Annotated in this window: 23 protein-coding genes; 16 read left to right on the forward strand and 7 right to left on the reverse strand. The window is 60.8% G+C overall.

Annotated elements, in window-relative coordinates; all coding sequences use genetic code 11:
• The first annotated feature begins 73 nt into the window (after positions 1–73).
• The 3 genes from ABIB44_RS12820 (at position 74) to ABIB44_RS12830 (ending at position 3,421) form a co-directional block, all read left to right on the forward strand.
• The gene (locus ABIB44_RS12820; protein ID WP_354585034.1) at positions 74–1,957 is read left to right on the forward strand and encodes an ABC transporter ATP-binding protein; all 1,884 of its coding nucleotides are present in this window, start codon (positions 74–76) and stop codon (positions 1,955–1,957) included.
• Between the two features lie 136 nt (positions 1,958–2,093).
• Entirely contained in the window at positions 2,094–2,690 is a 597-nt protein-coding gene (locus tag ABIB44_RS12825) for a histidine phosphatase family protein (protein WP_354585035.1), read from the forward strand.
• Between the two features lie 119 nt (positions 2,691–2,809).
• Positions 2,810–3,421 carry a DUF4136 domain-containing protein gene (locus ABIB44_RS12830; protein WP_354585036.1) on the forward strand — a complete coding sequence of 204 codons (612 nt, stop codon included), beginning with the start codon at positions 2,810–2,812 and terminating at the stop codon, positions 3,419–3,421.
• Positions 3,422–3,653: 232 nt separating this feature from the next.
• On the opposite strand, the gene ABIB44_RS12835 is transcribed toward ABIB44_RS12830, so the two are convergent.
• The gene (locus tag ABIB44_RS12835; RefSeq protein ID WP_354585037.1) at positions 3,654–4,694 is read right to left on the reverse strand and encodes an XdhC family protein; all 1,041 of its coding nucleotides are present in this window, start codon (positions 4,692–4,694) and stop codon (positions 3,654–3,656) included.
• A gap of 8 nt (positions 4,695–4,702) precedes the next feature.
• Positions 4,703–5,551, reverse strand: a complete 849-nt coding sequence (gene pucL / locus ABIB44_RS12840) for a factor-independent urate hydroxylase (RefSeq protein WP_354585038.1) — start codon at positions 5,549–5,551, stop codon at positions 4,703–4,705.
• Between the two features lie 56 nt (positions 5,552–5,607).
• Between pucL and allB the strand changes: the two genes are divergently transcribed.
• The 6 genes from allB (at position 5,608) to ABIB44_RS12870 (ending at position 11,786) form a co-directional block, all read left to right on the forward strand.
• Positions 5,608–6,945, forward strand: a complete 1,338-nt coding sequence (gene allB / locus ABIB44_RS12845) for an allantoinase AllB (RefSeq protein ID WP_354585039.1) — start codon at positions 5,608–5,610, stop codon at positions 6,943–6,945.
• A 4-nt stretch (positions 6,946–6,949) separates the two neighbouring features.
• Positions 6,950–8,233, forward strand: coding sequence for a M20 family metallo-hydrolase (locus ABIB44_RS12850; protein WP_354585040.1), 1,284 nt, complete (start codon positions 6,950–6,952; stop codon positions 8,231–8,233).
• 239 nt (positions 8,234–8,472) lie between these two features.
• Positions 8,473–9,219: a (S)-ureidoglycine aminohydrolase gene (gene allE, locus ABIB44_RS12855; protein WP_354585041.1), complete on the forward strand. Its 747-nt coding sequence runs from the start codon at positions 8,473–8,475 to the stop codon at positions 9,217–9,219.
• 147 nt (positions 9,220–9,366) lie between these two features.
• Positions 9,367–9,876, forward strand: coding sequence for a 2-oxo-4-hydroxy-4-carboxy-5-ureidoimidazoline decarboxylase (gene uraD / locus ABIB44_RS12860; RefSeq protein ID WP_354585042.1), 510 nt, complete (start codon positions 9,367–9,369; stop codon positions 9,874–9,876).
• Positions 9,873–10,211 carry a hydroxyisourate hydrolase gene (gene uraH / locus ABIB44_RS12865; protein ID WP_354585043.1) on the forward strand — a complete coding sequence of 113 codons (339 nt, stop codon included), beginning with the start codon at positions 9,873–9,875 and terminating at the stop codon, positions 10,209–10,211. The genes uraD and uraH overlap by 4 nt, the downstream gene beginning before the upstream one ends.
• Positions 10,212–10,352: 141 nt before the next feature.
• Positions 10,353–11,786: a DUF6986 family protein gene (locus tag ABIB44_RS12870; RefSeq protein ID WP_354585044.1), complete on the forward strand. Its 1,434-nt coding sequence runs from the start codon at positions 10,353–10,355 to the stop codon at positions 11,784–11,786.
• A 203-nt stretch (positions 11,787–11,989) separates the two neighbouring features.
• Here the strand turns inward: ABIB44_RS12870 and ABIB44_RS12875 are convergent, their stop codons facing one another.
• A complete protein-coding gene (locus tag ABIB44_RS12875; protein WP_354585045.1) occupies positions 11,990–13,318 on the reverse strand; it encodes a DUF2254 domain-containing protein in 1,329 nt (442 codons plus the stop codon).
• Positions 13,319–13,637: 319 nt separating this feature from the next.
• Here ABIB44_RS12875 and ABIB44_RS12880 point away from each other — a divergent pair, with 319 nt between their 5' ends.
• From ABIB44_RS12880 to ABIB44_RS12910, 7 genes are all read left to right on the forward strand, one after another.
• The gene (locus tag ABIB44_RS12880) at positions 13,638–16,046 is read left to right on the forward strand and encodes a glycoside hydrolase family 3 N-terminal domain-containing protein (RefSeq protein WP_354585046.1); all 2,409 of its coding nucleotides are present in this window, start codon (positions 13,638–13,640) and stop codon (positions 16,044–16,046) included.
• A gap of 102 nt (positions 16,047–16,148) precedes the next feature.
• The gene (locus tag ABIB44_RS12885; RefSeq protein ID WP_354585047.1) at positions 16,149–16,439 is read left to right on the forward strand and encodes a HEPN domain-containing protein; all 291 of its coding nucleotides are present in this window, start codon (positions 16,149–16,151) and stop codon (positions 16,437–16,439) included.
• An 81-nt stretch (positions 16,440–16,520) separates the two neighbouring features.
• Complete coding sequence (locus ABIB44_RS12890) at positions 16,521–16,880, forward strand: nucleotidyltransferase domain-containing protein (RefSeq protein ID WP_354585048.1); 360 nt, start codon at positions 16,521–16,523, stop codon at positions 16,878–16,880.
• Between the two features lie 75 nt (positions 16,881–16,955).
• Entirely contained in the window at positions 16,956–17,348 is a 393-nt protein-coding gene (locus ABIB44_RS12895; protein WP_354585049.1) for a HEPN domain-containing protein, read from the forward strand.
• The gene (locus ABIB44_RS12900) at positions 17,324–17,644 is read left to right on the forward strand and encodes a nucleotidyltransferase domain-containing protein (protein WP_354585050.1); all 321 of its coding nucleotides are present in this window, start codon (positions 17,324–17,326) and stop codon (positions 17,642–17,644) included. The genes ABIB44_RS12895 and ABIB44_RS12900 overlap by 25 nt, the downstream gene beginning before the upstream one ends.
• Positions 17,645–17,788: 144 nt before the next feature.
• The gene (locus ABIB44_RS12905) at positions 17,789–18,907 is read left to right on the forward strand and encodes a GmrSD restriction endonuclease domain-containing protein (protein ID WP_354585051.1); all 1,119 of its coding nucleotides are present in this window, start codon (positions 17,789–17,791) and stop codon (positions 18,905–18,907) included.
• A complete protein-coding gene (locus ABIB44_RS12910) occupies positions 18,904–19,539 on the forward strand; it encodes an MAE_28990/MAE_18760 family HEPN-like nuclease (protein WP_354585052.1) in 636 nt (211 codons plus the stop codon). The genes ABIB44_RS12905 and ABIB44_RS12910 overlap by 4 nt, the downstream gene beginning before the upstream one ends.
• Positions 19,540–19,616: 77 nt before the next feature.
• Here the strand turns inward: ABIB44_RS12910 and ABIB44_RS12915 are convergent, their stop codons facing one another.
• The 4 genes from ABIB44_RS12915 to ABIB44_RS12930 form a co-directional block, all read right to left on the reverse strand.
• On the reverse strand, positions 19,617–21,908 hold the full coding sequence (locus ABIB44_RS12915) for a xanthine dehydrogenase molybdopterin binding subunit (RefSeq protein ID WP_354585053.1): 2,292 nt from the start codon (positions 21,906–21,908) through the stop codon (positions 19,617–19,619).
• 175 nt (positions 21,909–22,083) lie between these two features.
• The gene (locus tag ABIB44_RS12920) at positions 22,084–23,622 is read right to left on the reverse strand and encodes an FAD binding domain-containing protein (protein WP_354585054.1); all 1,539 of its coding nucleotides are present in this window, start codon (positions 23,620–23,622) and stop codon (positions 22,084–22,086) included.
• Between the two features lie 165 nt (positions 23,623–23,787).
• The gene (locus ABIB44_RS12925) at positions 23,788–24,264 is read right to left on the reverse strand and encodes a nucleoside deaminase (protein ID WP_354585055.1); all 477 of its coding nucleotides are present in this window, start codon (positions 24,262–24,264) and stop codon (positions 23,788–23,790) included.
• 208 nt (positions 24,265–24,472) lie between these two features.
• The gene (locus ABIB44_RS12930) at positions 24,473–25,420 is read right to left on the reverse strand and encodes a hypothetical protein (RefSeq protein WP_354585056.1); all 948 of its coding nucleotides are present in this window, start codon (positions 25,418–25,420) and stop codon (positions 24,473–24,475) included.
• Positions 25,421–25,518 lie beyond the last annotated feature (98 nt).

A 25,518-nucleotide genomic window follows, 5' to 3' on the forward strand; every position in this document is an offset into this window, starting at 1 on the left:
GAAATGCTGCGGTTGGGACCTGCCAAAACGGCCGCCCTTCAATCCCGGCCCCAACCTTGCCCCAGCCCGGGCCATGTTTGAATTCCTGAAATCAATTTCTGCCAAGAACCCTAACGGCTCGCGCGGCCCCGAAAAGCCCGCCGTGAGCGTGCGCGAGCGGGTATCGGCCCTGCGCCATTTGCCGGCGTTTCTGAAGCTCATCTGGCACACCAGCCCCGCACTGGCGCTGGCCAATATTGCCCTGCGCCTCGTGCGGGCGTTTTTGCCGCTGGCCACGCTCTACGTGGGCAAGCTCATTATTGACGCCGTGGTGCAGCTCACCCGGCTGCCCGCGCCCGAGCGGGTGCTCACGCCCGTGCTCACGCTGGTGGCGCTGGAGTTCGGCCTGGTGCTGCTGGCCGATGCCCTGGGGCGCGGCGTGGCCCTGCTCGACAGCTTGCTCGGCGACCTGTTCGCCAACCAGTCGTCCATCCGCCTCATGGAGCACGCGGCCGAGCTCGACCTCGACCAGTTTGAGGACAGCACCTTTTACGACAAGCTGGAGCGCGCCCGCCGCCAAACCCTTTCCCGCACCGTGCTCATGAGCCAGGTGCTGGCCCAGGGCCAGGATGCCGTGACGCTGGTGCTGCTGGCCGGCGGGCTGGTGGCCTTCCAGCCGTGGCTGCTGGGGCTGCTGCTGCTGGCCGTGGTGCCCGCCTTCCTCGGCGAGTCGCACTTCAACGAGCGCAGCTACTCCCTGAGCCACTCCTGGACGCCCGAGCGCCGCGAGCTCGACTACCTGCGCCAGACCGGGGCCAGCGACGAAACGGCCAAGGAGGTGAAGATTTTCGGGCTCTCGAATTTCCTTATCGACCGCTTCCGGGAGCTGTCCGACGACTTCTACCGCCAGAACAAAAGCCTAGTGCTACGCCGCGCCGGCTGGGGGGCGCTGTTCGCGGGCATTGGGGCGGCCGGTTACTACGGGGCCTACGTCTACATCATTGCCCGCACCGTGGCCGGGCAGATTTCGCTGGGTCAGCTCACCTTTCTGGCCGGCTCCTTTGCCCGGCTGCGGGGGCTGCTCGAAGGTATTCTCAGCCGCTTCAGCTCGGTGGCCGACGGGGCCTTGTATTTGCAGGATTTCTTCGACTTCTTTGCCCTGCGGCCGCGCATTGTGCGGCAGGAAGTCAGCGGCGAAATAGCGCGGGCCTTTCCCCGGCCCATCCGACAGGGGTTTGAGTTTGAAAACGTCGGGTTCCAGTACAAGAATGGTACAAAATGGGCCATTCGCAACCTGAGCTTTACGCTGCAAGCCGGCGAGAAACTGGCGTTAGTGGGTGAGAACGGTGCCGGCAAAACCACGCTGGTGAAGCTCCTGGCCCGTCTATATGACCCCACCGAGGGTCGCATCCTGCTCGACGGCCACGATTTGCGCGAATACGACCCCGCCGAGCTGCGCCAGGAAATCGGCGTGATTTTCCAGGATTTTGTGCGGTTCCAGCTGCCGGCCGGCCAGAACCTGGCCGTGGGCCGCATCGAGGAGCGCCAGAACCAGCCCCGCATCGAAACCGCTGCTCACCAGAGCCTGGCTGATACCGTCATCGCTAAGCTGCCCGGCGGCTACGACCAGATGATTGGTCGCCGCTTCAACGGCGGCGTGGACCTGAGCGGCGGCGAGTGGCAGAAAATCGCCCTCGGCCGCGCCTACATGCGCGACGCCCAGCTGCTGATACTGGACGAGCCCACCGCCGCCCTCGACGCCCGCGCCGAGTACGAGGTGTTTCAGCGCTTTAAGGAGCTCACCCAGGGCAAAACCGCCGTGCTAATCAGCCACCGCTTCAGCACCGTGCGCATGGCCGACCGCATCCTGGTGATTGAGAATGGGCAGTTCGTGGAGATTGGCTCGCACGAGGAGCTGCTGGAAAAGGGGGGGCGCTACGCCGAGCTGTTTGCCTTGCAGGCGGCCGGGTACCGGTAGGGGAGAAGCACAGAATAACTAAACGGCTTGCTGCGCGCTGCATGACGGTTTGAGGATTTTCACCGTATGCACGGCACAACCTGCCCGCTACCTTGGGGCGGGCCGAACCGGCCGTTTTTTCTTCTGCTTCCCCACCATGCCCAAGCTCACTGATTCCGATAAGGCCCGGCTGTACCTGATATCCAGGCTCCACCCGTTTGCCCCGCAAGCACCGGCCGCCGCGCCCGCGCCGGTGCTCCGAATTGTCATTATCCGGCACGGCGAAAAGCCGGCCGAGGGCGACAACCTCTCCTGCGTTGGCTTGAACCGGGCGCTGGCCCTGCCCGCCGTGCTCAACCGGCTGATGCCCTCGCCGCCCAACCTCACCTTCGTGCCCGTCATCGGTACCGACAAGGAGGACACGACCCGCGTGCGGATGCTGCAAACGGTGATGCCCTATGCCGTGCAGCACAACCTGACCATCAACAGCAACTTCATGGTGGAAAACACCAAGGCCTTTGCCCGGCAGCTGCGGCAACTGCGGGGTACGGTGCTCGTGGTGTGGGAGCACAACAGCATCGTCGATATTGCCAAAGACCTGGGCATCGATGACGTGTCGGAATGGCCCGATACTGATTTCGACAGCATCTGGACTATCAGCTTCAGCGGCGGCGGGGCTAAGGGCAAAGCCAAGCATCCGGTGCTGGCCAAAAGCCGGCAGCACATCCACCCCTCGCCCATTTGCCCGGACTAGCACAAGGCGAGGGAAAATAGTTTGCCGGTTGAGCCGGGTTTTCTGCTGGCGCGTAGCACCTAAGTGCTTAGTATTTCGTAGATTGGTAGTCCCAATTCCCGCCAACTACGTCCGCCGGTATGAAACTAGTTAGTACTATTTTGCTGGGGCTAGCCCTGGCCGTGAGTGGCTGCGCGGCTATGCGCGAAGCCCGGGTTGACTCGGATTATAGCTACCGGGGCAATTTCCGCCACTACCGTACCTACGATTTCGTGACTGGGACTGGCATCATCTCCGATACCAGCCGCCTGGGCCAGTCGCTGCGCGAAGCCATCGAGCAGCGCTTCCGGGCTCAGGGCTACCGGCGCGCCGCCCGGCGGCCCGACATGCTGGTAAACTTCCGGGTGTATGAGGGCGACATGCGATTCCACGGTTTCGACCAGGAAGACCTGGGCCAGTGGATAAAGCGCAACGTGGAAGAAAACGACGACACCCCCGACGACCAGCGCCACGGCTACCAACCCGTGCGCCTGCTATTGGCCGAAGGCACCCTGCTCGTCACCCTCATCGACGTGAAAACCAACCGCGCCGTCTGGAATGGCTACGCTTCGGGCGTGACCGTGCCCGATGGCCCCATGGGCGAAATCGTGCTCAAACGCTCGGTTCGCTCCATCCTCGACCGCTACCGCATTTTCACCGAGGAGTTCGCCAAGAGCAATAACGGCGAGGCCGCCAGCGAATCGGACCGGTAAGATGCCTGTAGCTTAGTCAACAATGAGCCGTGAGGAATTTTCGTGCGGATAATCCCTCATTCCTCACGCCTCATTAAGTAAGCGCGCAAAGTAAGCGTAGCAAAAAGGCAGTCATGCTGAGCGCAGTCGAAGCATCTCTACTGCTCCGTTGAACGGCTCATGCGAAGCGGTAGAGATGCTTCGACTGCGCTCAGCATGAGACGTTTTATTCAATGCGCTTACTTATGCGTGATTACTTAAGCGTAGCTTCCCGCCGCACCTGAATCAGCTCAGCCGCGATGCTGATGGCAATTTCCTCGGGTGTCTGGCTCTGAATCGACAACCCAATTGGTCCGCGCAGGCGGGCAATTTCTTCTTCGGAGAAGCCTTCGGCGCGTAGGCCCCGGCGCAGCTCGGCCACTTTGGCCACGCTGCCCATCACGCCCAGGTAGCGGTAGGACCGGCCAAGCAAATGGCGCAGCACCACGGCATCGGTGCGGTAGCCCACGGTCATCACCACCACGTAGCGGTGCGGGCCGGCGGGCACGGCGGCGGCCACGGTTTCGTAGTCGATGACGCGGCGCTGGTGGGCGGCGCGGTTGTTCTCCAGCGTGGGCAGGTCGGGGCGGTCGTCCAGCACGGTGAGCTCGAAGTCGAGCGCCGCCGCCAGGTTCGACAGGGCCAGGCTGACGTGCCCGCCGCCCACGATGGTGAGCTGGTCGCGGAAGCCCAGCCGCTCGCGGTAGCGCCACGCCGGGCCGGGCTGGTAGTCGTAGAAAGCAGATTGCCCGGCGGCGGGGGAAGGCTCGGCAGCAGCAAAAGCAGTGGGAGCTTCTGGCGCTACCGCCGTGTCGGCGGGCGGCGCGAATTGCAGGCCCGTCGTCGGACTCAGCGCTAAAAAGCCGCCGCTCAGGTTCAGCAGGCTGGCTTCGATGGCGGCCACGGCCGGCAGGTCGGCGGGCCGCAGGGGCCAGAGCAGCACGTCCTGCTCGCCCGAGCACATCATGCCCGAGCGGTCGGCAGGGGCCTCGCGCCGGTGCACCTGGGGGCGCAGCAGGGGCGCGGCGTCGGTATCGCGCAGGCGCTGGCGGGCCAGCTCCACCCACTTGTGCTCCATAATGCCCCCACCGATGGAGCCCGCCACCGTATCGGCCGTCACGGCCATTTTGAAGCCCTGGCGGCCGGGGCTGCTGCCCACGCTGCGCAGCACCAGCAACAGGGCCACGGGCGTGCCGGCCCGCAGGCTGGCGGCGGCGCGGGTCCAGACGGGCAGGTCGCGGGGGGAGGGGGGCATGGCGGCGCTTATTCTTCCCGGGTCACGGTGCCGGTGATGTAGCCGAACGGCGCGTCGGTGGCTACAAATATTTCGTTCGTGTTCTCCTGCCCGAAGGGTTCCAGGTTGAAAGGAATGTGGTGCCGATTGGGCATCACCAGGCTGATTTCCTTCACCTCCTCGTTTTCCAGCAGGATTTTCTCGCCGATGGCGTACAGCGTGTGCTGCACCGAGAGGCTTTTGTGCTCGGAAAACGTGCGCAGCAGCGACTGCCGGATTCGGTGGTATAGTGCTTCAAAATGCACCTGAGCCGACGTGTATTCCCAACTCGCCTCGCACTCCGTGGCCAGAATGCGGTCGGTGGTTTCGGGCAGCACCGTGAACTCGTCCTTGGGGTAGCCCACGAAGGCCGAATCGGTCGTTTTGAGCAGCATCAGCCCCTTCAGGCCCGATACGACCGTCGGGCCGGCCGCCGTGCGCGTCACTACCGCCGTGCGCTTTTCGGAGCCGCCGCCGGTGAAGGCGTGCGGGTGGGCCGCCCCGTCGAACGCCATGCGCTGCCAGAGGTGCTCCACCAGCTCGATGCGCACCTGGGCCACCTGCGGGTTGCGGGCCAGAAAATGCTGGCTCAGCACCAACCCAAACGCCTCGATGGGCCCCGTGAAATGTTCGCGGGCCAGCGCGTAAACGGTGTTTTTCTGGGTGTCGGTGGGCAGGATGAGCGCGTTGTCGCCCACGGTGTGCGCGGTGTCGAAATCGCCCGTCAGGGCCACGCTCACCGAGACTTGTCGAAATTCGTGGTAACCTTCGTGCCGGATGATGCGGGAGAGGTTCACCGCATTTTTGCCGTAACCGTTGGCACCTAGTTTAATACGCATCGTCTGGAGGAAAATCTGGTCGGAAAAGCTTCCAATTTAGTGCAAAACCCTGTCCCATGTCCATGCTCGCCCTGAAAAGCCAGCGCGTGGTTTTGCCCGAGGGCGAGCGCGCCGCCACTATCCTCATCGAAACCGGCCGCATCAGCGCCCTGCTGCCCTATGAGGCCGAGGTGGCCACGGCCGAGGTCATCGACGTGGGCCACCGCGCCATTCTGCCCGGCCTCATCGACCCGCACGTGCACATCAACGAGCCCGGCCGCACCGACTGGGAGGGCTTTAACACGGCCACCCGGGCCGCCCTGGCCGGCGGCCTCACCTCGCTGGTCGATATGCCGCTGAACTCCGCGCCCGTCACGACCTCGGTAGCGAATTTAGAACTGAAAAAAGCCGCCACCCAGGGCCAGCTGCACTGCCACGTGGGTTTCTGGGGCGGCGTGGTTCCGGGCAACGCCGCCGATATTGAGCCGCTAATTGAGGCCGGCGTGCTGGGTTTCAAGGCCTTTCTCACGCACTCGGGGATTGATGATTTCCCGAACGCGACGGAGGAAGATTTGCGGCGGGTGATGCCCATTCTGGCCCGGCACCAACTGCCGCTGCTGGTGCACTGCGAATTATCCGAAGACAACGAAGACTGGAAACGGAATGACCCCCGCTCGTACCCGAACTACCTGGCTTCGCGCCCCAAAAAGTGGGAGGACGATGCCGTAGCCCTGATGATTCGCCTGTGCGAGGAGTTCGACTGCCCGGTGCACATCGTGCACCTGTCGTCGGCCAATTCCATCGCGCCCATTGCCGCCGCCAAGGCCCGGGGCCTGCCCCTGACGGTGGAAACCGGCCAGCACTACCTCTACTTCAACGCCGAGGACATTGCCGACGGCCAGACCCAGTTCAAGTGCGCGCCGCCCATCCGCGAGCAGGTGAACAACGACCAGCTGTGGGCGGCCCTGCAAACCGGCATCATCGACTTTGTGGCCACCGACCACTCGCCCGCGCCACCCGACCTCAAGCAGCTTGCCAGCGGCGACTTCACCACCGCCTGGGGCGGCATTGCCTCGCTGCAGCTGGCCCTGCCGGTGCTCTGGACGGCCGCCCGCCGGCGCGGGGCCGACCTCTCAGATATGGCCCGCTGGCTGAGCGCCAACCCCGCGAAGCTGGCCGGCCAGGCCGGCAAAAAAGGCCAAATCGCGCCCGGGTTCGACGCTGATTTAATCGTATTCGATGCCGAGCAAACCTTCGTGGTGCGCGAGGAAATGATGGAGCACAAACACAAAGTGTCGCCCTATCTTTGGCAGGAATTGACGGGCGTGGTCGAATTAACTTTCCTGGCCGGCGAGCTGGTCTTCCAACGCCCTGATTTCCGCCACCTCAACCACGGTACCTTCTTAACCCGCTAGCCGCATGCAGCCCGACTACTCCTCCCGCGCCGCGCACATTATGCAGCGCATTCACGCGCTGGCCGCCATCAGCGAAGATACCGACGGCGTGATGCGCACCTTCGGCACGCCCGCTTTCCTGCAGGGCCGCGCTCTGGTGCAGGGCTGGTTCGAGGCTGCCGGCCTGGCCACGCGCTTCGACGGCATTGGCAACCTGCGCGCCCACCTGCCCAGCGCCAACCCGCTGGCTAAAACCTTCGTGCTGGCCTCGCACATCGACACGGTGGTGAATGCTGGCAAATTCGACGGCCCGCTGGGCGTGCTCATGGGCCTCGATTTGCTCGAAAACCTGCGGGAGCGGCAGGCCAATTTGCCCTTCCACGTCGAGCTGATTGCCTTCAGCGACGAGGAAGGCGTGCGCTTTCACACCACCTACCTGGGCAGCACGGTGGTGGCCGGCTCGTTTGACCCGGCTTGGCTGACCCGCGCCGACGAAGGCGGCATCACCCTGGCCCACGCCCTGGAAATAATGGCAGCCGACGCGACCCAAATCGTCGGCGATGCCATTCCGGCCGCCGACTGGCTGGGCTATTTTGAGATGCACATTGAGCAGGGCCCGGTGCTGTGGGAGCGCCAGATTCCGGTGGCGTTCGTCACGGCCATTGCCGGCCAGCTGCGCGTCGAGCTCACCTTCACCGGCATGGCCGGCCACGCCGGCACGGTGCCCATGGACATGCGCCAGGACGCCCTCTGCGCCGCCGCCGAGTTCATTCTCATCGCCGAGCAATTCGCCCTTAGCCACGGGGGCGGGCTGGTGGCCACCGTGGGCAAGCTCGCGCTGGGCCGCGCCGCCAGCAACGTCATCCCCGGCGAAGTCGTCCTCACCCTGGACCTGCGCAGCCCCGACGCCACCCAGCTGGCTGATGCCTACGCGGCCCTGCAGACGTACACCGAAGCCCTGGCCATTCAGCGCAACGTGGCTCTGGGCTGGAGCCTGATTCAGGATACCGCGCCCGTTGCCTGCGACGCCGGCCTGAACGAAACCCTGGCCGAAGCCATTGCCGATGCCGGCCACGAAGTAGTGGCTCTGGTGAGCGGCGCGGGCCATGACGCCGTGCCAATTTCGGCCGTGGCTCCGGTCACGATGATGTTCATCCGCTGCTACAAGGGCATCAGCCACAACCCGCTGGAAGACGTGGAAATCGCCGATTTGACAGCAGCGATTGAGGTGGCCGACCGGTTCCTGGCCCGCCTGGCCGTGGACGTGGCGCGCCGGCATGAGGGGGCAACTGCCGGCCAACGCAGCTAATTCGGCCCGCCTGGGCAAGGAAAGCGGAGAAGTGATAAATTGCCGCCCGCTTTGTTGGTTTTTGCGCCGACTCGCAACAAAAAGAACGTCATGCTCATCTGGCGTCCGCGCAGCCGAAGCATGCCGATTTGATTTTTTCATTTGTCGCACTCCGAAAATTTGGGGTGGTAGCGGATGGATTGCCGCGTTTCGTGGCGCTCCATTCGCAATGACAGTCCTTATTCATTCCCACCCAGAACATGGAAATGTCCGCCCTGACGCGCTCAGTTGTAAAGCGCAACCACGCCATCATCGCCCCCGACGGCTACATCAACAGCAACGTGCCCGGCTGGACCGGCTGCACCACCAACGTCATCATCAACGAGCAGATGGGTGCGCGCCTCTGCCAGACACTCATCACCCTCACCGAGGCCGGCCACCTCGAGGGCGAAACCGAGGCGTCGCAGATTTTCTTCTACGTGGTGCAGGGCGGCTGCACGGCCACCGTGGGCGGCGAAACCCGCATGCTGACCGTGGGCGAGTACGTTTATATTTCGGTTGGTCAGACGTATGAATTCAGCCAGCCCAGCGCCGGCACGCAGCTGCTCACCTTCCATAAAGTGTATGAGCCGCTGGCGGGCCACGCCACGCCGGGCATCTGCTGGGGCGAGCGCGACCTCAGCAAAGCGCCCGTTTACATGAACGACGAGGCCCTGCGCATTCAGGAGCTGCTGCCCAACGCGCCAGGCTTCGACATGGCTGTCAACATCTTCACCTACGGCATTGGGGGCAACCTGCCGATGGTGGAAACCCACATCATGGAGCACGGCCTCCTGTATCTCGAAGGCCAGGCCATTTACATGCTCGACCAGTGCTGGTACCCGGTGAAGAAGGGCGATTCCATCTGGATGGCTCCGTATTGCCAGCAGTGGGCCACCGCCATGGGCCAGGAGCCGTCGGTGTACATCTACTACAAGAACGTGAACCGGTTTCCAACGGTGCAGTAACCAATTAAAGCTGTCATTACATAGTGCTGTCATCCTGAGCGCAGCGAAGGACCTTATCGCCGTTGCGCAATCCGTTTGATATTAAATACTGCAAATCGTTTAGCGGTGATAAGGTCCTTCGCTGCGCTCAGGATGACAAGTTAAATTATGACCTTAACCGAATTAAATCACCTCCCCAAACCCGCCCTCGCCGAAGCGCTGCAAAAGTGTTGCGGCTCGGCCACGTGGGTGGAAAATATGCTCGCTGCCTTCCCCTTGTCCGACGTGGAAACGTTGATGGACGAGGCCAATACCGCGTGGAATAAGCTGGACGAAGCCGACTGGCGCGAAGCCTTCACGCACCACCCCAAAATCGGGGGCGATGTGGAAGCGTTGCGTGCCAAATTCGCCAGCACCAGTAACTGGGCCGAGGGCGAGCAGGCTTCGGTGCAGCAGGCTTCGCAAGACACTTTAAAGGCATTAGCGACGGGCAACGAAGAATACGAGCGCAAGTTTGGCTACATTTTCATCGTGTGCGCCACCGGGAAATCGGCCGATGAGATGCTGGCTTTATTGCAAGCCCGGCTGTCGAATAAGCCGGAAGATGAAATTTTAATTGCCGCCGGTGAGCAGAACAAAATCACCCGCCTCCGCCTCGAAAAACTCCTTGCCGCATGAGCCAGATAACCACCCACATTCTCGATACCACCAAGGGCAAGCCGGCCGCTAACGTGAGCATTGCGCTGCTGCAACAGGTCGGCGACAACTGGCAGGAAATTGCACGCGGCAAAACCAACGCCGACGGCCGCATTCCCGATTTATTGCCGAAAGAAAAACAGGTGGAATTGGGCGTGTATAAAATGAGATTCTACACCGAAGAATATTTCGCGCAGGATGCTACGGCTAATTTTTATCCCTTCGTGGAAATCGTGTTCACCGTGGCTGGTAATGAGCATTACCACGTGCCGCTGCTCCTGAATCCGTTCGGATATTCCACCTATCGCGGCTCGTGAGCGCGTCATGCTGAGCTTGTCGAAGCATCTCTACTGCAGTAGTAAATGAATTGCTTGCGCGGTAAAGATGCTTCGACAAGCTCAGCATGACGTTTTGTAAAAACTTGCCCAACAACTGACAACGAACAATCAGATTCCCCCATGAAACTCAGCTTACCCGAATCCGACAAAGCCATCCTGCTCGACCAGCTGGGCGCGGCCAACCTCAAATTCCAGAAAACCTACCCCGGCGACCGGCCCGACCGCCAGCCCGTGCACACCGTGTATGGCGGCGCGAACCTCTTCAAGGCCGATACCTGCGTGAAAATGGGCGAAATCGCCCTTAACAACCTGCTCACCTACGCGCCCAATTTCGTGGAGCTGGCCCGCGTGCTGCAACTCAAAAACCACGAGCACCTGCCGCACCTGGAAGCCGACGTGGCCGCCCTCACCGCGAAACTGGATGCACAAAGTCCCGAGGACCGCAAGCAGGAGCCCGCCTGGCTGGCCTACTCGGTGTACAACAAAATCGTGGCGAAGCTGAAGCGCGAAGCCGTGGAAGACTTTCGTATTGATTTCGAAGACGGCTTCGGCAACCGGCCCGATGCCGAGGAGGACGAAACTGCCGTGCGCGCCGCCAAGGAAGTGGCTAAGGGCATGGTTCAGGGCACACTTTCGCCGTTTATCGGCATCCGCATCAAGCCCTTCACCGAGGATATGAAGCAGCGCGGCGTGCGCACGCTCGACATCTTCCTGACCACGCTGCTAGCCGAAACCGGCGGCAAGCTCCCCGATAACTTCGTGGTGATGCTGCCCAAAGTGACCATCCCCGAGCAGATGACCACCATGGTGCGCCTGTTCGAGCTGCTGGAAAAGGCCAACGGCCTGGCCCCCGGCACCCTCAAAATGGAAACGATGGTGGAGGCTACCCAGATTATCATGGACGAGGAGGGGCGCAACCCGCTCATGCGCATCATCCGGGCCAGCGAGGGGCGCTGCATCGCGGCCCATTTCGGCACCTACGACTACACAGCCTCCTGCGGCATCACGGCCAAGTATCAGACCATGGGCCACCCCGTGAACGACTTCGCCCACCACATGACCAAAGTGGCGCTCGGCAGTACCGGCATCTTCCTTTCTGATGGGGCGACCAACGTGATGCCCATCGGCCCGCACCGGGGTGATAACCTGACCTTCGCCCAGCTACGCGAAAACCGCGAGTCGGTGCATAACGCGTGGCGCCAGGCGTACCACCACAGCACCCACTCGCTCATCAACGGCTTCTACCAGGGTTGGGACCTGAACCCCGCTCAGCTGCCGATGCGCTACGCCGCCACCTACAACTTCTTCCTCAGCAGCTACGACGACGCGGTTTTCCGCCTGCGCACCTTTGTGGAGCGCGCCGCCATTTCCACCCTCACCGGCGACATTTTCGACGACGCCGCTACCGGCCAGGGCCTGCTCAACTTCTTCCTTAAAGCCCTGAATTGCGGCGCGATTTCGGAAGAGGAAATCCTGGCAACTGGTTTGACACTGGAAGAGGTGCAGACCCGCTCGTTTTTCCGAATCCTAGAGGGGCGGCGGGCGAAGAAGTAGACATGGCTGAACTGTTGCCCACTGCGGCGTAGTATAGCAGTATGTGTCTTAAATTCAGAACGTCATGCTGAGCGTAGCCGAAGCATCTCTACCGCAGCAGTAAACAGATTGCCTGCGCGGTAGAGGTGCTTCAGCTACGCTCAGCATGACGTTATTTTTGTGCCCCCATACGGCTGTCTGCCCTCAATAATGGCTTGCTTTGCTCATGCCCAGGCCGGGCTAAGCTCATCATACAACTCCCGCACCTGCTGGCGTAGGTAGTCGGTGGGCAGGGTGGTTTCGGCTTGGGTCATTACTAACTCTACCTGCTCGCGCAGCACGAGCAGGCGGTTGGGGTCGCGGACGTGGCGGGCCGTCAGAGCCAGGGCGCGCAGCAGGCGGCGCAGCACGGCTGGGTTGCCGGCGGCGCTTTCGCGCACCAGGTCGAAGGCCAGGCGCATATACTCCTCGAACGTGTACACGCGCACCAGGACGCGCAGGTGGTGGCCGTCGGAACGCAGCACGCCGGGGAAATCGCGCTGGGCCAGCTGTCCGCCCAGCTCGCCCAGGTAGTCGATGGCCATGATGGCGGTGGTGGTATCGTTTATGGCTGGCGACAGGGCTTTGAGGGCAATGTCGACCAGCTGTTGCAGGCCGAAAGCCACGTCCTGTTCGGGATTGCGGTGGCAGCCCAGGCTCACGTAGCGCCGCAGGTCGGTGGGCCAGTCGGTGGGTTCGGTGGGGGTGCGGTCCTGGCCGGCGCGCACGCTGAACAGGCGCTGGCCCCGGCCCACGAAGTCGCCGACGTGGCAGTCGAGGCGCAATACGGTGCGGTGGCGGATAGTCCAGGCCAGCAGGCCGCGAGCGTCGACGTACTGCAGGTAGCCGGCCTCGTCGGAATTGATGGCCACCCAGCCGGTGGGCTCGGCCACGAAGGCTTCGGCGTCGGCGCGGGTATCGGGGTGTAGCTCAGCGCCGAAATCGAAGGGAAAGAGGTGAGTAATCTCGCGCTCGGTTTCGGCAGTAATCCGCTGCACGAGGGTGCCGGTTTGCAGGGACTCGGCCACGTGGTGAATGAAGAAGATGAGCGCCGCCACCCCGCCCAGGGCCAGCATTAGGCCCATCAGCACGGCCGTGGTGGGCACAAAGCGCACGTCCTCTCCCTCCCGGATGGTGCCCTGCACCAACAGGGCAAACGTGAATACGCTCACAAAGTAGCCCATCACGAACTGGTTCACCGGGTCGCGCATGAAATTGCGCAGCGCCCGCGGCGAATACTGGTTGCTAACCTGCGCCAGCGCCGCCAGCAGCAGCGAAAACGTGAGCGCCGCCACCGTCAGCATCGAGCCCGCAATGGCCGTGAGCATGCCGCTGGCCCCGCCCGCATCAATGCCGAAGAACAGCGGCAGCCGCCGCGTGCCGTGCACGCTGCTGGCCTGGTCGAACTGCACTAGCCCGTAGGCCAGCCCCAGGGCCACCAGCACCATCAGCAGCGGCACAAACCACAGCGACTCGCGCAGCGGCTGCCAGAGTTGGCGAAAACGAAAATTCATCGGAAAGTGGAAAAGACAAGGCCCGGCTTGGAGCCCCACAAGTTTACGATGCGGGCCGTCACCTCACCCCCGGCCCCTATCCCGCGGAGAGGGGAGCCTGACGATTATTAATGAAGAAAGCCAATTGCAGGGCGCAATTGGCTCTTTCGTTTGAAGGGATTTGCATCAGCGCAGAACTGGCTCCCCTCTCCGCGGGAGAGGGGCCGGGGGTGAGGTGACCCGCGTCTGCACCTGTAAACGTTTGCGTAGATAACCGTTGGTTTCGGCGCATTATGGCGGGAAGTTTACAGCATCTCTATCCCACCCAACCGTCCTTTCTATGAAACGAATAACCCTGCTGCTGGCCCTGGGCTGCCTGCTGGCCACCACCGCGCACGCCCAAAAAAACCTCTACCACAAAGGCTGGGTCGACTTCAACAAAAACGGCCGGCGCGATGTGTACGAGGACGTGACCCAGCTCCTGGAAAAGCGCGTGGACGACCTGCTGGCCCAGATGAACCTGGACGAGAAAACCTGCCAGATGGCCACACTCTACGGTTTCGGGCGGGTGCTGAAGGACGAGATGCCCACGTCCGGCTGGAAAAATGAAGTCTGGAAGGACGGCATCGCCAACATTGACGAGGAGCTGAACGGCGTGCGCAACACCCCGAAAGCCGCCAGCAAATACACCTTTCCGTTCAGCCAGCACGCGGTGGGCATCAACAACGTGCAGCGCTGGTTTGTGGAGGAAACACGGCTGGGCATCCCGGTCGATTTCACCAACGAGGGCATTCATGGGCTGAACCACGACCGCGCCACGCCCTTGCCGGCGCCCATCGGCATCGGTAGCAGTTGGGACAAGGCGCTGGTGCGCCGCGCCGGCGAAACCGTGGGCCGCGAAGCAAAAGCCCTGGGCTACACCAACGTGTACGTGCCCATCCTGGACGTGGCCCGCGACCCGCGTTGGGGCCGCGTGGTGGAATGCTACGGCGAAGACCCCTTCCTCATCGCGGAGCTGGGCAAGCAGATGGTGCTCGGCGTGCAGGGCCAGGGCGTGGCGGCCACGCTCAAGCACTTCGCCGTGTACAGCGTGCCCAAGGGCGGGCGCGACGGGAACGCCCGCACCGACCCGCACGTCGCGCCCCGCGAGCTGCACCAGCTATTTCTGTACCCCTTCCGGCGCGTGATTCAGGAGGCCCACCCCATGGGCGTGATGAGCAGCTACAACGACTGGGACGGCGTGCCCATCACCGCCAGCCACTACTTCCTCACCGAGCTGCTGCGCCAGCAATACGGCTTCGATGGTTACGTGGTGTCCGATAGCCGGGCGGTGGAATTCATCTCCGAGAAGCACCACGTCGCGCCTGATTTTCTGGATGGCACGCGCCAGGCCGTGGAGGCCGGCCTGAACGTGTGGACCAACTTCTACACCCCCGCCACCTACATCAACAACGTGCGCGAGCTGGTGAAAACCGGCCGCCTGGCCCAGGCCACCGTCGATGAGCGGGTGCGCCAAGTGCTGCGCGTGAAATTCCGCCTCGGCCTCTTCGACCAGCCCTACGTGCCCAACCCCCAGCAGGCCGACAAAACCGTGCACACGTCCGCCGATGAGGCCTTCGCCCTGCAAGTGAACCGCGAATCACTTGTGCTGCTGAAAAACGAAAACGCCCGCCTGCCGCTGCAAAAAAGCCAGCTCAAAAACCTGCTCGTAGTCGGCCCGCTGGCCGATAATCCCGACCCCGCCATCAGCCGCTATGGCCCCTCCAACAATCCCGTCACCACCGTGCTGGCGGGCCTGAAAGCGGCCGCCGGCCCCGGCCTCACGGTGCAGTACGCCAAGGGCTGCGACGTGGTGTGCCCCGGCTGGCCCGATACCGAACTGGTGCCCACGCCCCTGAGCGCCGCCGAGCAGCAGGGCATTGCCGAAGCCGTGGCCAAGGCCCAAGCTGCCGATGTCATCGTGGCCGTGCTGGGCGAGGACGACAAAACCGTGGGCGAAAGCCTCTCGCGCACCTCGCTCGATTTGCCCGGCCGCCAGCAGCAGCTGCTGGAGGCCCTGCACGCCACCGGCAAGCCCGTGGTGCTGGTGCTCATCAACGGCCAGCCGCTCACCATCAACTGGGCGGCGCGCAACGTGTCGGCCATTCTGGAGGCGTGGTTTCCGAGCCCATCGGGCGGCACGGCCATCGCCGAGGCGCTGTTCGGCGACTACAACCCCGGCGGCAAACTCCCCATGACCTTCCCCAAAAGCACCGGCCAGATTGAGTTCAACTTCCCCTTCAAGCCCGCCTCCCAGGCCGACCAGCCCATCGGCGGCGACCCCAACGGCGGCGGCAAAACCGCCACCAACGGCCCCCTCTATCCCTTCGGCTTCGGCCTGAGCTACACCACCTTCGCCTATTCCAACCTTCAGGTAACGCCCCGCGAAGCCGCCCCCCAAGCCCCCATCGAAATAGCGGTAGACGTGGCCAATACCGGCCCGGTAAAAGGCGACGAAGTAGTCCAGCTCTACCTGCGCGACAAGCTCAGCACCGTCATCACTTACGACAGCCAGCTGCGCGGCTTCGAGCGCGTGACCCTGGCCCCCGGCGAGCGCAAAACCGTCCATTTCACCCTCCGCCCCGACAATTTGGCCCTGCTCGACCGCAATATGAACTGGGTAGTCGAGCCCGGCGAATTCGAAGTGCTGGTGGGCAGCTCCTCCACAGATATCCGGGCGAAGCAGACGTTCGTGAGCAAGGCGCAGTAGTTCAGCGCAGCTCAACTCCTTCCCCAAAGCCCCGCGCTGCGACAGAAACTGAAAGCGGCTGAAGCTACGGGAGCTTCAGCCGCTTCTGCGCTAACTTGCAGCGTGACGAAAGCCGACCACATTGCCTACTGGATGAATGCCGCCGCCCAGAACTGGCAGGAGGTCGGGGCCATGTTCGCGGCCGGTACGTATGTGCCGTGTTTGTTCTGGGCCCACCTCACTATCGAGAAGCTGGCCAAGGCGCTCTGGGTGCAGGACAACCCCGGCGACACGCCGCCCTTTACGCACAACATTGCCCGGCTGGCTGCTGACCGATACAAACCTAGTGCTGACGCCGGCCCAGGCCACGTTTGTGCAGCAATTGAACACCTTTCAGCTGGAAGGACGTTATGAAAGCTACACGGCCAACCTGCGCCAGCAAGCCACCCCGGCCTTCACCCAAGCGGTACTGCACGACGTAACCGACCTCCGCCAATGCTTACTCAATCAGTTGCCTTAGAACGGGTTAAAGCATTCGCCGAAAGCATCCGCAGCCAGCATCTTTCGCTGCGGAAAGTTATTCTGTTCGGCTCTTACGCTCGCAACGAGCAGCGGGCGTTTTCGGATATCGACGTGGCGCTGGTCGCCGATGAGTTCACCGGATTCGGGTTTCAGGACGTGGGCCTCATCAGCAGCGCCATCATTCAGAAGCAGTTTATCGACATCGAGCCGCACACCTTCTCGCCCGCCCAGTTCACCGACTGGAACCCCTTCGTGCAGGAAATCAAGCGCACCGGCATCGTTGTCGGCGAATGGGACCCCGCCGCCCCCGCTACCCGCGTCATTCAACGGTAAGGCCCTGCGCTGCGGCAGAAACGAGAACAGGCTGCAACTACGGGAGCTTCAGCCTCTTTAGTGTTACCTTGCTTCATGACCAAGCACGACCATATTCTCCACTGGAAAGTAACCGCTGAAGATGATTGGCTGGCCTCGCAGGACCTGTTGCAAACCAAACGCTATTTGCAGTGCCTGTTTCTGGCGCATCTCACCATTGAAAAGCTCTGCAAAGCGCATTGGGTGAAAGACAACGTGGACGACCACCCGCCGCGCATCCACAACCTGGCGCGGCTGCTAGCTGCCACCGCCGTGGTGCTCACGCCCGCCCAGGAGGTGATAATCGCCGAGTTGAACGGATTTCAAATGGACGGGCGTTACCCTGATTATCAGCGTAGCGTTTATAAAATTGCTACCGAAGCCTACACCCGGCAGCTTTTGCACGATACCGAACTCTTCCGCCAATGTTTACTCAGCCCACTGCCTTAGAGCTGGTCCGGCGTTTCGCCGTCGAGGTGCAGCAGTTGGACCTGCGGCTGCAAAAAGTCATTGTATTCGGTTCGTACGCCCGTAATGAGCAGCGCGAAGAATCGGATATTGACGTGGCCCTCGTGAGCGAAGATTTCACCGGGGCCGCGCCGATTGATGTGCGACCTCTGGCCCATTTGCTGGCCCGTGCGCCCTTTTTCTACATCGAGCCGCACACCTTCTCGCCCGCCCAGTTCACCGACTGGAACCCCTTCGTGCAGGAAATCAAGCGCACCGGCATTGTTATCGGCGAATAGGAGCTCGCCGCCCCCGCTACCCGCGCCATTCAACGGTAAAGCCCTGCGCTGCGCCAGAAACTGAAAGAGGCTGAAGCTACGAGAGCTTCAGCCTCTTTCAGTTTCTTGTTCTACATTTGGTAGCGCTTCTAAGAAAAAATAATCATGTCTCTACAATCCGAAATCGACGTCAAATCAAAGGAGATTCACACTGATGGATATCCTATGTCAATTGGGGAATTAATCACGTTGTACCGCGATGGTGAGATGGATATTCACCCCGAATTCCAAAGATTTTTTCGTTGGTCACAACTGCAAAAAAGCAAATTGATAGAATCCATATTATTGGGTATCCCTATTCCGTCTATTTTTGTTTCTCAACGCGAAGACGGCGTATGGGACGTAATTGATGGACTTCAACGTCTGTCAACAATTCTTGAGTTTGTTGGAGAATTGAAGGACGTAGAGGGGAAAAAGATAGAAGCTAGTACACTAACAGGTACTGAGTATCTTCCTTCCTTAGAGGGCAAGTTGTGGGAAAGTGATAATGTAAAAAAAACATTTTCACTTGGTCAAAAACTATTGTTAAAACGTGCTAAGCTAGATGTTAAGATAATAAAAAGTCAGAGTGATAAAGATGCTAAGTATGAGTTATTCCAAAGATTGAATACTGGTGGAAGCATCCTTAGCTACCAAGAGATTCGCAATTGCTTATTGGTAATGGTGAATCCAGATTTCTATAAATGGCTGGTTAAGCTTGCTGACTATGATTCGTTTGTAAAATGTATGGCATTGTCAGAGAGGCAAATCGAGGAGCAGTATAATTTAGAATTAGCGTTGCGATTTTTTGTATACAAAAACTCTACTTTGGATGAGGTGAGTTCAATTAAGGATATCAGTGAGTTTATTACTAAGAAAATGCTCGAATTTTCTAAGGATAAATCGTTTTCGTACTCAAAAGAGCAAGTTGTGTTCGAAAAAACATTTGATTTGCTTGCGGAAATTGCTGGAGATGATGCTTTTACCAAGTACGAAAGCGACAGAGAAAGATTCGTTGGAGCATTTTCGATATCAGCTTATGAAGTAATTGCATCAGGGTTGAGTAAAAATATTAAACTTTATTACGGTCCCAGGAATACCAAAAAAACAGATATTGCACTTGAAAAAATAAAATCAATTTGGGATAAGCCAATATTTAAAGAACGTTCTGGTAGTGGAATGCCTGCTGCTAGACGACTGCCCTTACTTATTCCATTAGGCGAAGAAGTGTTTTCTAATGTATGAAAATTAGAACTGAATCCGAACTGCAAGATATCATTGATGCAGATTTCGCTTGGCGGTTAAAGGAATTGTCTATATTAAAGTCCAATGTTCTTAGGTCTGACACTATTTCAACTCGGGGCGCAATCCGTGTTGGTATTGTTATGCTGTATGCTCATTGGGAAGGATTAGTTAAAAAGCTGTGTGAATCGTATTTGATTTATGTCAGTGGAAAGCGTCTACTCTATAAGGAACTAAATTACTCTTTTGTTGCAATTGTGATTAGAGAGATGTTCGCCGGACTGTCATCCAGCAGCATTTTGGTGAATAAGAAAATGGTTGAATTTGTACTGAAATGTGGTGATGAAAGGTCCCTGGTGCCATATAAGGGCATTATTTCAACGCAATCAAATCTAAATTCCAATGTGTTGGAAGAAATGTTGAATGTTGTCGGTATAGATTATTCTCAGTATGAGTTAAAAGCGAATTTGATTGACTCGAAATTGCTCGCCAATAGAAATGCTATTGCGCACGGAGAATTTGTTAGAGTTGATGCGGACGATTTCTATTTTATATATGATGAAATGCTTGCGATGATGAGAAATATTAAAGATGATATAATTAATTCGGCTTCGCTTAAAAAGTACAGAAATTAATATTGATATGAAAAGAGTCTGATAATGTTACAGTATCAGGCTCTTTTGGCTTTTAAAAACTTATAATAAGTTGTTTATTAACCCCGCGCCACCGCAGCCGTTTCCCCAGCCCTCACAAACTCCGGGTACAAGCTCACCAGCACTTTTTCCGGCGTGAGCGGGGCCGAAAACGGCAGCGCGGTATGGCCCTGGAAGGCCCGCACCGCGTCGCGCAGGGCGAAGTAGGTGCCGATGCCGTACATGAGCGGCGGCTCGCCTACGGCCTTGGAGCGCAGGATGGCCTTGGGGTGGCCCGGCGTGTCGAGGAAATGCACGTCGAGCACCTTGGGCGCGGCGTAGATGTCGGGGATTTTGTAGCTGTTGAGCGAGTTGCTGAGCAGGCGGCCTTCGGCGTTGTAGGCGATTTCCTCCATCGTCATCCAGCCGATGCCCTGCACCGCGCCGCCCTCAATCTGGCCCCGGTCAATGACTTCGTTGAAGCTCTGGCCGAAATCGTGGGCAATTTGCAGGGCGTCCACGGTGTAGGTGCCGCGCAGGCAGTCTACCGTCACGGTGGTCAAAGCCGTGCCGTAAACGTGGTAGGCGAAGGGGTGGCCCTGGTTCACGGTCGCGTCGAAATGCAGGTCGGGCGTGGCGTAGTGGGCGTTTTCGGTGAGGGCCACGCGCTTCCAGAAGGCCGAGGACACCAGCTTCTCCCAGTTGGTTTCGGCGGGCACGCCGGCCGCCAGCACCTGCTCATCGTGGATTTCGAGGCCCTCGTAGTTGAGCGTGTACTCGGTTTCGGCGTGGCGCAGCAGCCGTTCGCGCAATGCCGTGCAGGCCATTTCGGTGGCTTTGCCGTTGAGGTCAGCGGTGGCGCTGGCGGCGCTGGGGGAGGTGTTGGCGACGCGGGTGGTGTTGGTGGTTTCGATTTTGATTCGGTTAATCGAGATGCCCAGCGTGCGGGCCGCCACCTGCGCGATTTTCGTGTTCACGCCCTGGCCCATTTCCACCGCGCCCGTGCTGATGCCCACCGAGCCGTCGGAGTAGATGTGCACCAGCGCCCGCGTCTGGTTCATGGGCGTTTTGGTGAACGAGATGCCGAAGCAAATGGGCATCACCGCAAAGCCCTTTTTCTTCAGCTTATTGGCCTGGTTGAACTGCTCGACTTCGGCCCGAATCCCAGCCAAATCGAACTCCGAAGCGGCCGTGTCCCAGGCCTGCTCGGCGTGGCACATCTCGGCCGCCTGGCGGTAGGAGAACAGGTCGCCCTCACGCAGCAGGTTCTTCCGCTGAAGCTCGAAAGTCGGCACGCCCAGCTCCTCGGCCGCTTTGGCCAGGGCAGACTCCATCACGAACATGCCCTGCGGCCCGCCGAAGCCCCGAAAGGCCGTATTCGGCGGTAAGTTCGTTCGGCACGAAAAGGCCGTGGCCGTCACGTTGGGCACGAAATAAGCGTTGGTGGCGTGGAAGAGCGTGCGCTCCATCACGGCCGGCGAGAGGTCGGCCGCCGCGCCCGCGTTCTGGAAGAACGTGACTTCGTAGGCCACGATTTTCAGGTCGGCATCGAAGCCGATTTTGAAATCAGACGAGTAGGGGTGGCGTTTGCCGGTCATGCGCATGTCGGCCATGCGGTCGAGCACGAGCTTCACCGGTTTCTTCGTCACGAAAGCGCCCAGCGCGGCCAGCGCCCCCCAGGGCGTAGCCTGGTCTTCCTTGCCGCCAAAGCCGCCGCCGAGGCGCGTCACGTCCACTTCCACCTGGTGCATGCCCAGGCCCAGCACGTGGGCCGTGTGGCGCTGCACGGCCGTCGGCCCCTGCGTGGACGAAATCATCCGCACCCCGCCCATTTCCGTGGGGAAAGCGTACGCGCCCTGCGTCTCGATGTACAAATGCTCCTGCCCGCCGCTCTCGGCCACGCCCTCAAAAACGTGTGCGCACCCCGCCCAAGCCGCCGCCGAATCGCCAATCTGAAAGGTGCGCGGCGGCACAATCAGCTCGCCCTGCGCGGCGGCCACCCGCGGGTCGGTGATGATGGGCAGCGGGTCGATTTCGACCTTAATCAGCTTGAGCGCGGCGTGGGCCTGCGCCTCAGTGCGAGCCAGCACCAGCGCCACCGGCTGCCCCCGGAAATGCACGTGCCCCTCGGCCAGCAGCGGCTCATCGGCCACGATGCCACCAATCTGGTTGATGCCCGGAATATCGGCCGCCGTGAGGATGCGGGCCACGCCGGGCGCCGTCAGTGCGGCGCTGAAATCGAGGCTGCGGAGCACACCGTGGGCCAGCGGGCTTTCAAACACGGCCGCATACAGGGTGCCCTGCTGCACTGGCACGTCGTCGAGGTACTGCGATTCGCCGCGCACGTGGCGGTTGGGGTCGAGGTGGTTCATTGTGAGTTTTGTTCTGGCGTTACGCCTCACCCCCTGACCCCTGCCGGGCACGGCCCCTCTCCGAAAAGGAGAGGGGCACCGGTTATGCGAGGACGAAATTTCGTCAGGCTCCCCTCTCCTTGTCGGAGAGGGGCCGGGGGTGAGGCGCACGCGGAGGGCGACTATTTATAAAAATCTAAATCAACTCATCGACCGCCAACTCCGGCACAAACTCCAGAAAATGCGCCCACAACAACTGCCGCAGCAACAGCCGCTTGTAGTCACTAGTGCCGCGTACGTCGGAAATGGGGCTGATTTCGGCCTGCATCACGGCGTTGGCGGCTACCACCGTTTCGGCCGTCAGCTCGCGACCGACCAGAAACGCGCTGGTGCGGGCCAGCAGCAGCGGCACCGGCCCCACGCCGCCCGCCGAGACGCGGGCCGCCTGGATGATGCCGTTGTCGACCCGCAGCCAGGCGGCGGAGTTCACGCTGGCAATGTCGAGGTGGGTGCGCTTGGATACTTTCTCAAAATGGAAAAGGTTGCCGGCCAACGGGGCGGGGAAGCTGATTTCAGTTACCTGCTCATCGGCGGTTTTCGCCAGCTTTTTGTAGCCGAGGTAAAGGTCGTGGAGGCCCAGCTCGCGGGTGCTGCCGGCCGCGTCGAGTAGCGTGATAGACGCGCCCAGGGCCAGGAACATAATGGTGAGGTCGCCAATCGGCGAGCCGTTGATGAAGTTGCCGGCCACCGTGCCCATGTTGCGGATGGGCGTGCTGCTCACCAGTTTCAGGTACTGCGGCAGGTGGGGCAGCAGGCCGCGCATGAGGTCCGACTCGAGCAACTGGCTGGCCGTAGTGGCCGCGCCCAGCACTACGCGGCCAGATATTTCGTGCCGGATGCCGCGCCGGCCGGGCTGGTCGAAAATCAGGCGCACGCCGGGCTGCTCGCACAGCTCTTCGAGGCGCTGCACCAGCAGGTCGGTGCCGCCTCCCAGCAGCGGATGGGCGAAAGCGTGTGCGGCGGAGTGGCCGTGGTCATTCTGGTTTTGGGCGTAGCCGTTGGGCGAGTTTGAAAGGGAACTGCCGCCGTTGGCGTGGGCCGTAGTTGCTATTGCTGTTGAAGAAGCTTCAGTTGCCGGGGCTGTATCGGGCCGCAGCTGGGCGAGCTTGGCCGGAATTTCGGCAAAGTAGCCGGGCACGTACTGCTTCTCGCTAAGCCAGGCCATGGCATTTTCGGTCGGGCGATGGGCCAGCTCAGCCGTGAGTTGTGCAGCGGCGCGCTCCAGGGACTTGTAACCGGTGCAGCGACAAATGTTGCCATCGATGGCCGCAATCGTGCTTTTCTCCGTGGCGGGCTGGCTGCTCAGGCTGTGGCCAGTCAACGACATCACGAAGCCCACCGTGCAGAAGCCGCACTGCGAGCCGCCCTCGTCCACGATGGCCTGCTGCACGGGCGTGAGCTGACTGCCGGCCGCGTTGATGCCTTCCACCGTCACAATGTGCTTGCCGTGGGCGTTGCCCAGCGGCGTGAGGCAGCTGGTCATGCTTTGGTAGTTCACCGTCTGGCCGTCGGCCGCCAGCTCGCCCACCAGCACGGTGCAGGCGCCGCAGTCGCCCTCGCGGCAGCCGATTTTGGTGCCCTTCAGCTGCTCGTGGTAGCGTACAAAATCGAGCAGGGCGCTGGCCGGGGCCTCGCTGGTGCGAATGGGCTGGTCGTTGAGGAAAAATGCTATCATGAATGTGGAATCAATCAGAACGTCATGCTGAGCGCAGCCGAAGCATCCCTACCGCGTAACTGACTCAATCATATGGATTACTGCTGCGGTAGAGATGCTTCGGCTGCGCGGACGCCAGATGAAGCATGACTGCTTTTTTTGCGCATTTTTGATAATGCTGATTACTTAATACTCCGTGCGCCCTTCCAGTTCCGTCCAGGCCTTAAATCCAGCCAGAGCTTCGTCGCGCAGCAGCTGCGTCATGGGCAATTTACGGGCTTCCAGGGGCCGTTCCAATTCTTCGTAAATGAACTGGTCGTCGAAGCCGATTTCGGCCGCATCGGCCTTGGTGTTGCCGTAGAATACGCGGGCCGGCCGCGCCCAGTAAATAGCCCCCAGGCACATGGGGCAGGGCTCGCAGCTGGTGTAGAGGTCGCAGCCATCGAGCTGGAAGGTGCCGAGCGCCTGGCAGGCTTTGCGGATGGCGTCGACTTCGGCGTGGCAGGTGGGGTCGTGGGTGGTGGTGACCTGGTTGAAGCCGCGGGCGATGATTTCACCGTCCTTCACCACTACCGCGCCGAAGGGGCCGCCGAAGCCGGCCTTCATTTGGTCGATGGACAGGCGAATGGCTTCGCGCATGAATTCAGGGTTGGGAGCTTCCATAGGGGGGCGGGAGAGGTACGCGGCAGCGGCGTAAAGTTTTGAAAAACGGGTAACAAAGAAAGCCACGGAAAGCCGGACTTGCGAAGAATCACGCAAACGATTCGACCATTGCCAAGGTCGTAGGTAGGCCTTCTGCTTCAGCCCCAAAAAAACAGTGCCGCCTCCCAATGGGAAGCGGCACCGCCGGGCATCGGGGCCTAAGCGTGCGCTAGTTCGTGAACTTGGGAATGCGCAGCTGGAAGCCCAGAGAGGGCACAAACGTGACGCCGCTGAGCGAAGTGCTCTGGCCATTGAGCAGGGCATAGTCGCCGTAGTTCTGATAGAAGACCGACACGGCCGGCACCACGTAGAAATAGCGGTAGCCCAGCTTGAGGTTCACAAAGCCGCCGAACGAGGAGAAGTTGCGCGACTGCTGCGGCAGCTCGGGCACCTTCACCGAACCGTTGTAGATTTTTTCGGGGGCGAAGCCGTAGCTCACCCAGCTGTGCGCGTACACCAGGCCGTAGCTGATGGCCCCGATTTCCTCTTCCGGCCCAAACGACTGGCTGAAGGTGAGCGGCACCAGCAGGTCGTTGCGGTTGGCCCGGAAATTCAGCACCGAGTTGATGTCGGACAGGAAGGGAATGCTGGGCAGCTTGGCCCGCTGGGTGGCAAACTGCAGGCCGATGCTGGCGTAGGTGGTGCCGGTGCCCGCGCCCCGGCCGGGGTTCTCGGGGGTGCCGGTGGGGCCCAGCAGCTGGTACTGGGCATCGAACACGTGCGAGCCGAACGCATACTTGTAGCCGGCATCAAGGCGCGGGATGATGCCGTAGCGGATGTTGAGGTCGGCGGTGGGCTGCACCGGGTCGAGGATGTAGGCCAGGGCGGCGGCCTGCAGCTGGGTGGTGGCGTCGGTGTAGTCGACTTTCTGTTGGCTGGCAGCTTGGCTGGCGGCCTGGCTGGCGGCTGCTTTCACGGCACCGGTGGCTTTGGCGATGGGCGCGCTGGCCAGGTTAAAACCCTGGTTGTAGCCCACCCGAAATTCGCCCTGGGGCGTGACTTTGCCGGTGGCAACAATGGCGCGTGGGGCGGTGCAGGAGGCGGCCAGCAAGCTAGCGGCAGTGGCCGCAATGGCCACCAGCGGCCGAAAGGAGGAGCGGAGAAGCAGAGTCGTCATGAATAGTGAAGTAAAGAGCGTTGGCGGGCATCAACGAAAACCGGGCCGAAAATACCGAAACTCAGGCCACCAAAACTGTGTCTGAGAAGCGCCCCAAT

The sequence above is a fragment of the Hymenobacter sp. UYCo722 genome (assembly GCF_040547115.1).
Lineage (GTDB): Bacteria > Bacteroidota > Bacteroidia > Cytophagales > Hymenobacteraceae > Hymenobacter.

What these genes read in the sequence shown, in the direction of transcription:
- ABIB44_RS12910 (WP_354585052.1), top strand. Translation starts at nt 18,904, where the DNA reads ATGAAAATTAGAACTGAATCCGAACTGCAAGATATCATTGATGCAGAT.
- ABIB44_RS12925 (WP_354585055.1), bottom strand. Translation starts at nt 24,264, where the DNA reads ATGGAAGCTCCCAACCCTGAATTCATGCGCGAAGCCATTCGCCTGTCC.
- ABIB44_RS12880 (WP_354585046.1), top strand. Translation starts at nt 13,638, where the DNA reads ATGAAACGAATAACCCTGCTGCTGGCCCTGGGCTGCCTGCTGGCCACC.
- uraD (WP_354585042.1), top strand. Translation starts at nt 9,367, where the DNA reads ATGACCTTAACCGAATTAAATCACCTCCCCAAACCCGCCCTCGCCGAA.
- ABIB44_RS12875 (WP_354585045.1), bottom strand. Translation starts at nt 13,318, where the DNA reads ATGAATTTTCGTTTTCGCCAACTCTGGCAGCCGCTGCGCGAGTCGCTG.
- allE (WP_354585041.1), top strand. Translation starts at nt 8,473, where the DNA reads ATGGAAATGTCCGCCCTGACGCGCTCAGTTGTAAAGCGCAACCACGCC.
- allB (WP_354585039.1), top strand. Translation starts at nt 5,608, where the DNA reads ATGTCCATGCTCGCCCTGAAAAGCCAGCGCGTGGTTTTGCCCGAGGGC.
- pucL (WP_354585038.1), bottom strand. Translation starts at nt 5,551, where the DNA reads ATGCGTATTAAACTAGGTGCCAACGGTTACGGCAAAAATGCGGTGAAC.
- ABIB44_RS12930 (WP_354585056.1), bottom strand. Translation starts at nt 25,420, where the DNA reads ATGACGACTCTGCTTCTCCGCTCCTCCTTTCGGCCGCTGGTGGCCATT.
- ABIB44_RS12850 (WP_354585040.1), top strand. Translation starts at nt 6,950, where the DNA reads ATGCAGCCCGACTACTCCTCCCGCGCCGCGCACATTATGCAGCGCATT.
- ABIB44_RS12835 (WP_354585037.1), bottom strand. Translation starts at nt 4,694, where the DNA reads ATGCCCCCCTCCCCCCGCGACCTGCCCGTCTGGACCCGCGCCGCCGCC.
- ABIB44_RS12825 (WP_354585035.1), top strand. Translation starts at nt 2,094, where the DNA reads ATGCCCAAGCTCACTGATTCCGATAAGGCCCGGCTGTACCTGATATCC.
- ABIB44_RS12830 (WP_354585036.1), top strand. Translation starts at nt 2,810, where the DNA reads ATGAAACTAGTTAGTACTATTTTGCTGGGGCTAGCCCTGGCCGTGAGT.
- ABIB44_RS12820 (WP_354585034.1), top strand. Translation starts at nt 74, where the DNA reads ATGTTTGAATTCCTGAAATCAATTTCTGCCAAGAACCCTAACGGCTCG.
- ABIB44_RS12895 (WP_354585049.1), top strand. Translation starts at nt 16,956, where the DNA reads ATGACCAAGCACGACCATATTCTCCACTGGAAAGTAACCGCTGAAGAT.
- ABIB44_RS12920 (WP_354585054.1), bottom strand. Translation starts at nt 23,622, where the DNA reads ATGATAGCATTTTTCCTCAACGACCAGCCCATTCGCACCAGCGAGGCC.
- ABIB44_RS12915 (WP_354585053.1), bottom strand. Translation starts at nt 21,908, where the DNA reads ATGAACCACCTCGACCCCAACCGCCACGTGCGCGGCGAATCGCAGTAC.
- ABIB44_RS12890 (WP_354585048.1), top strand. Translation starts at nt 16,521, where the DNA reads ATGCTTACTCAATCAGTTGCCTTAGAACGGGTTAAAGCATTCGCCGAA.
- ABIB44_RS12870 (WP_354585044.1), top strand. Translation starts at nt 10,353, where the DNA reads ATGAAACTCAGCTTACCCGAATCCGACAAAGCCATCCTGCTCGACCAG.
- ABIB44_RS12905 (WP_354585051.1), top strand. Translation starts at nt 17,789, where the DNA reads ATGTCTCTACAATCCGAAATCGACGTCAAATCAAAGGAGATTCACACT.
- uraH (WP_354585043.1), top strand. Translation starts at nt 9,873, where the DNA reads ATGAGCCAGATAACCACCCACATTCTCGATACCACCAAGGGCAAGCCG.
- ABIB44_RS12900 (WP_354585050.1), top strand. Translation starts at nt 17,324, where the DNA reads ATGTTTACTCAGCCCACTGCCTTAGAGCTGGTCCGGCGTTTCGCCGTC.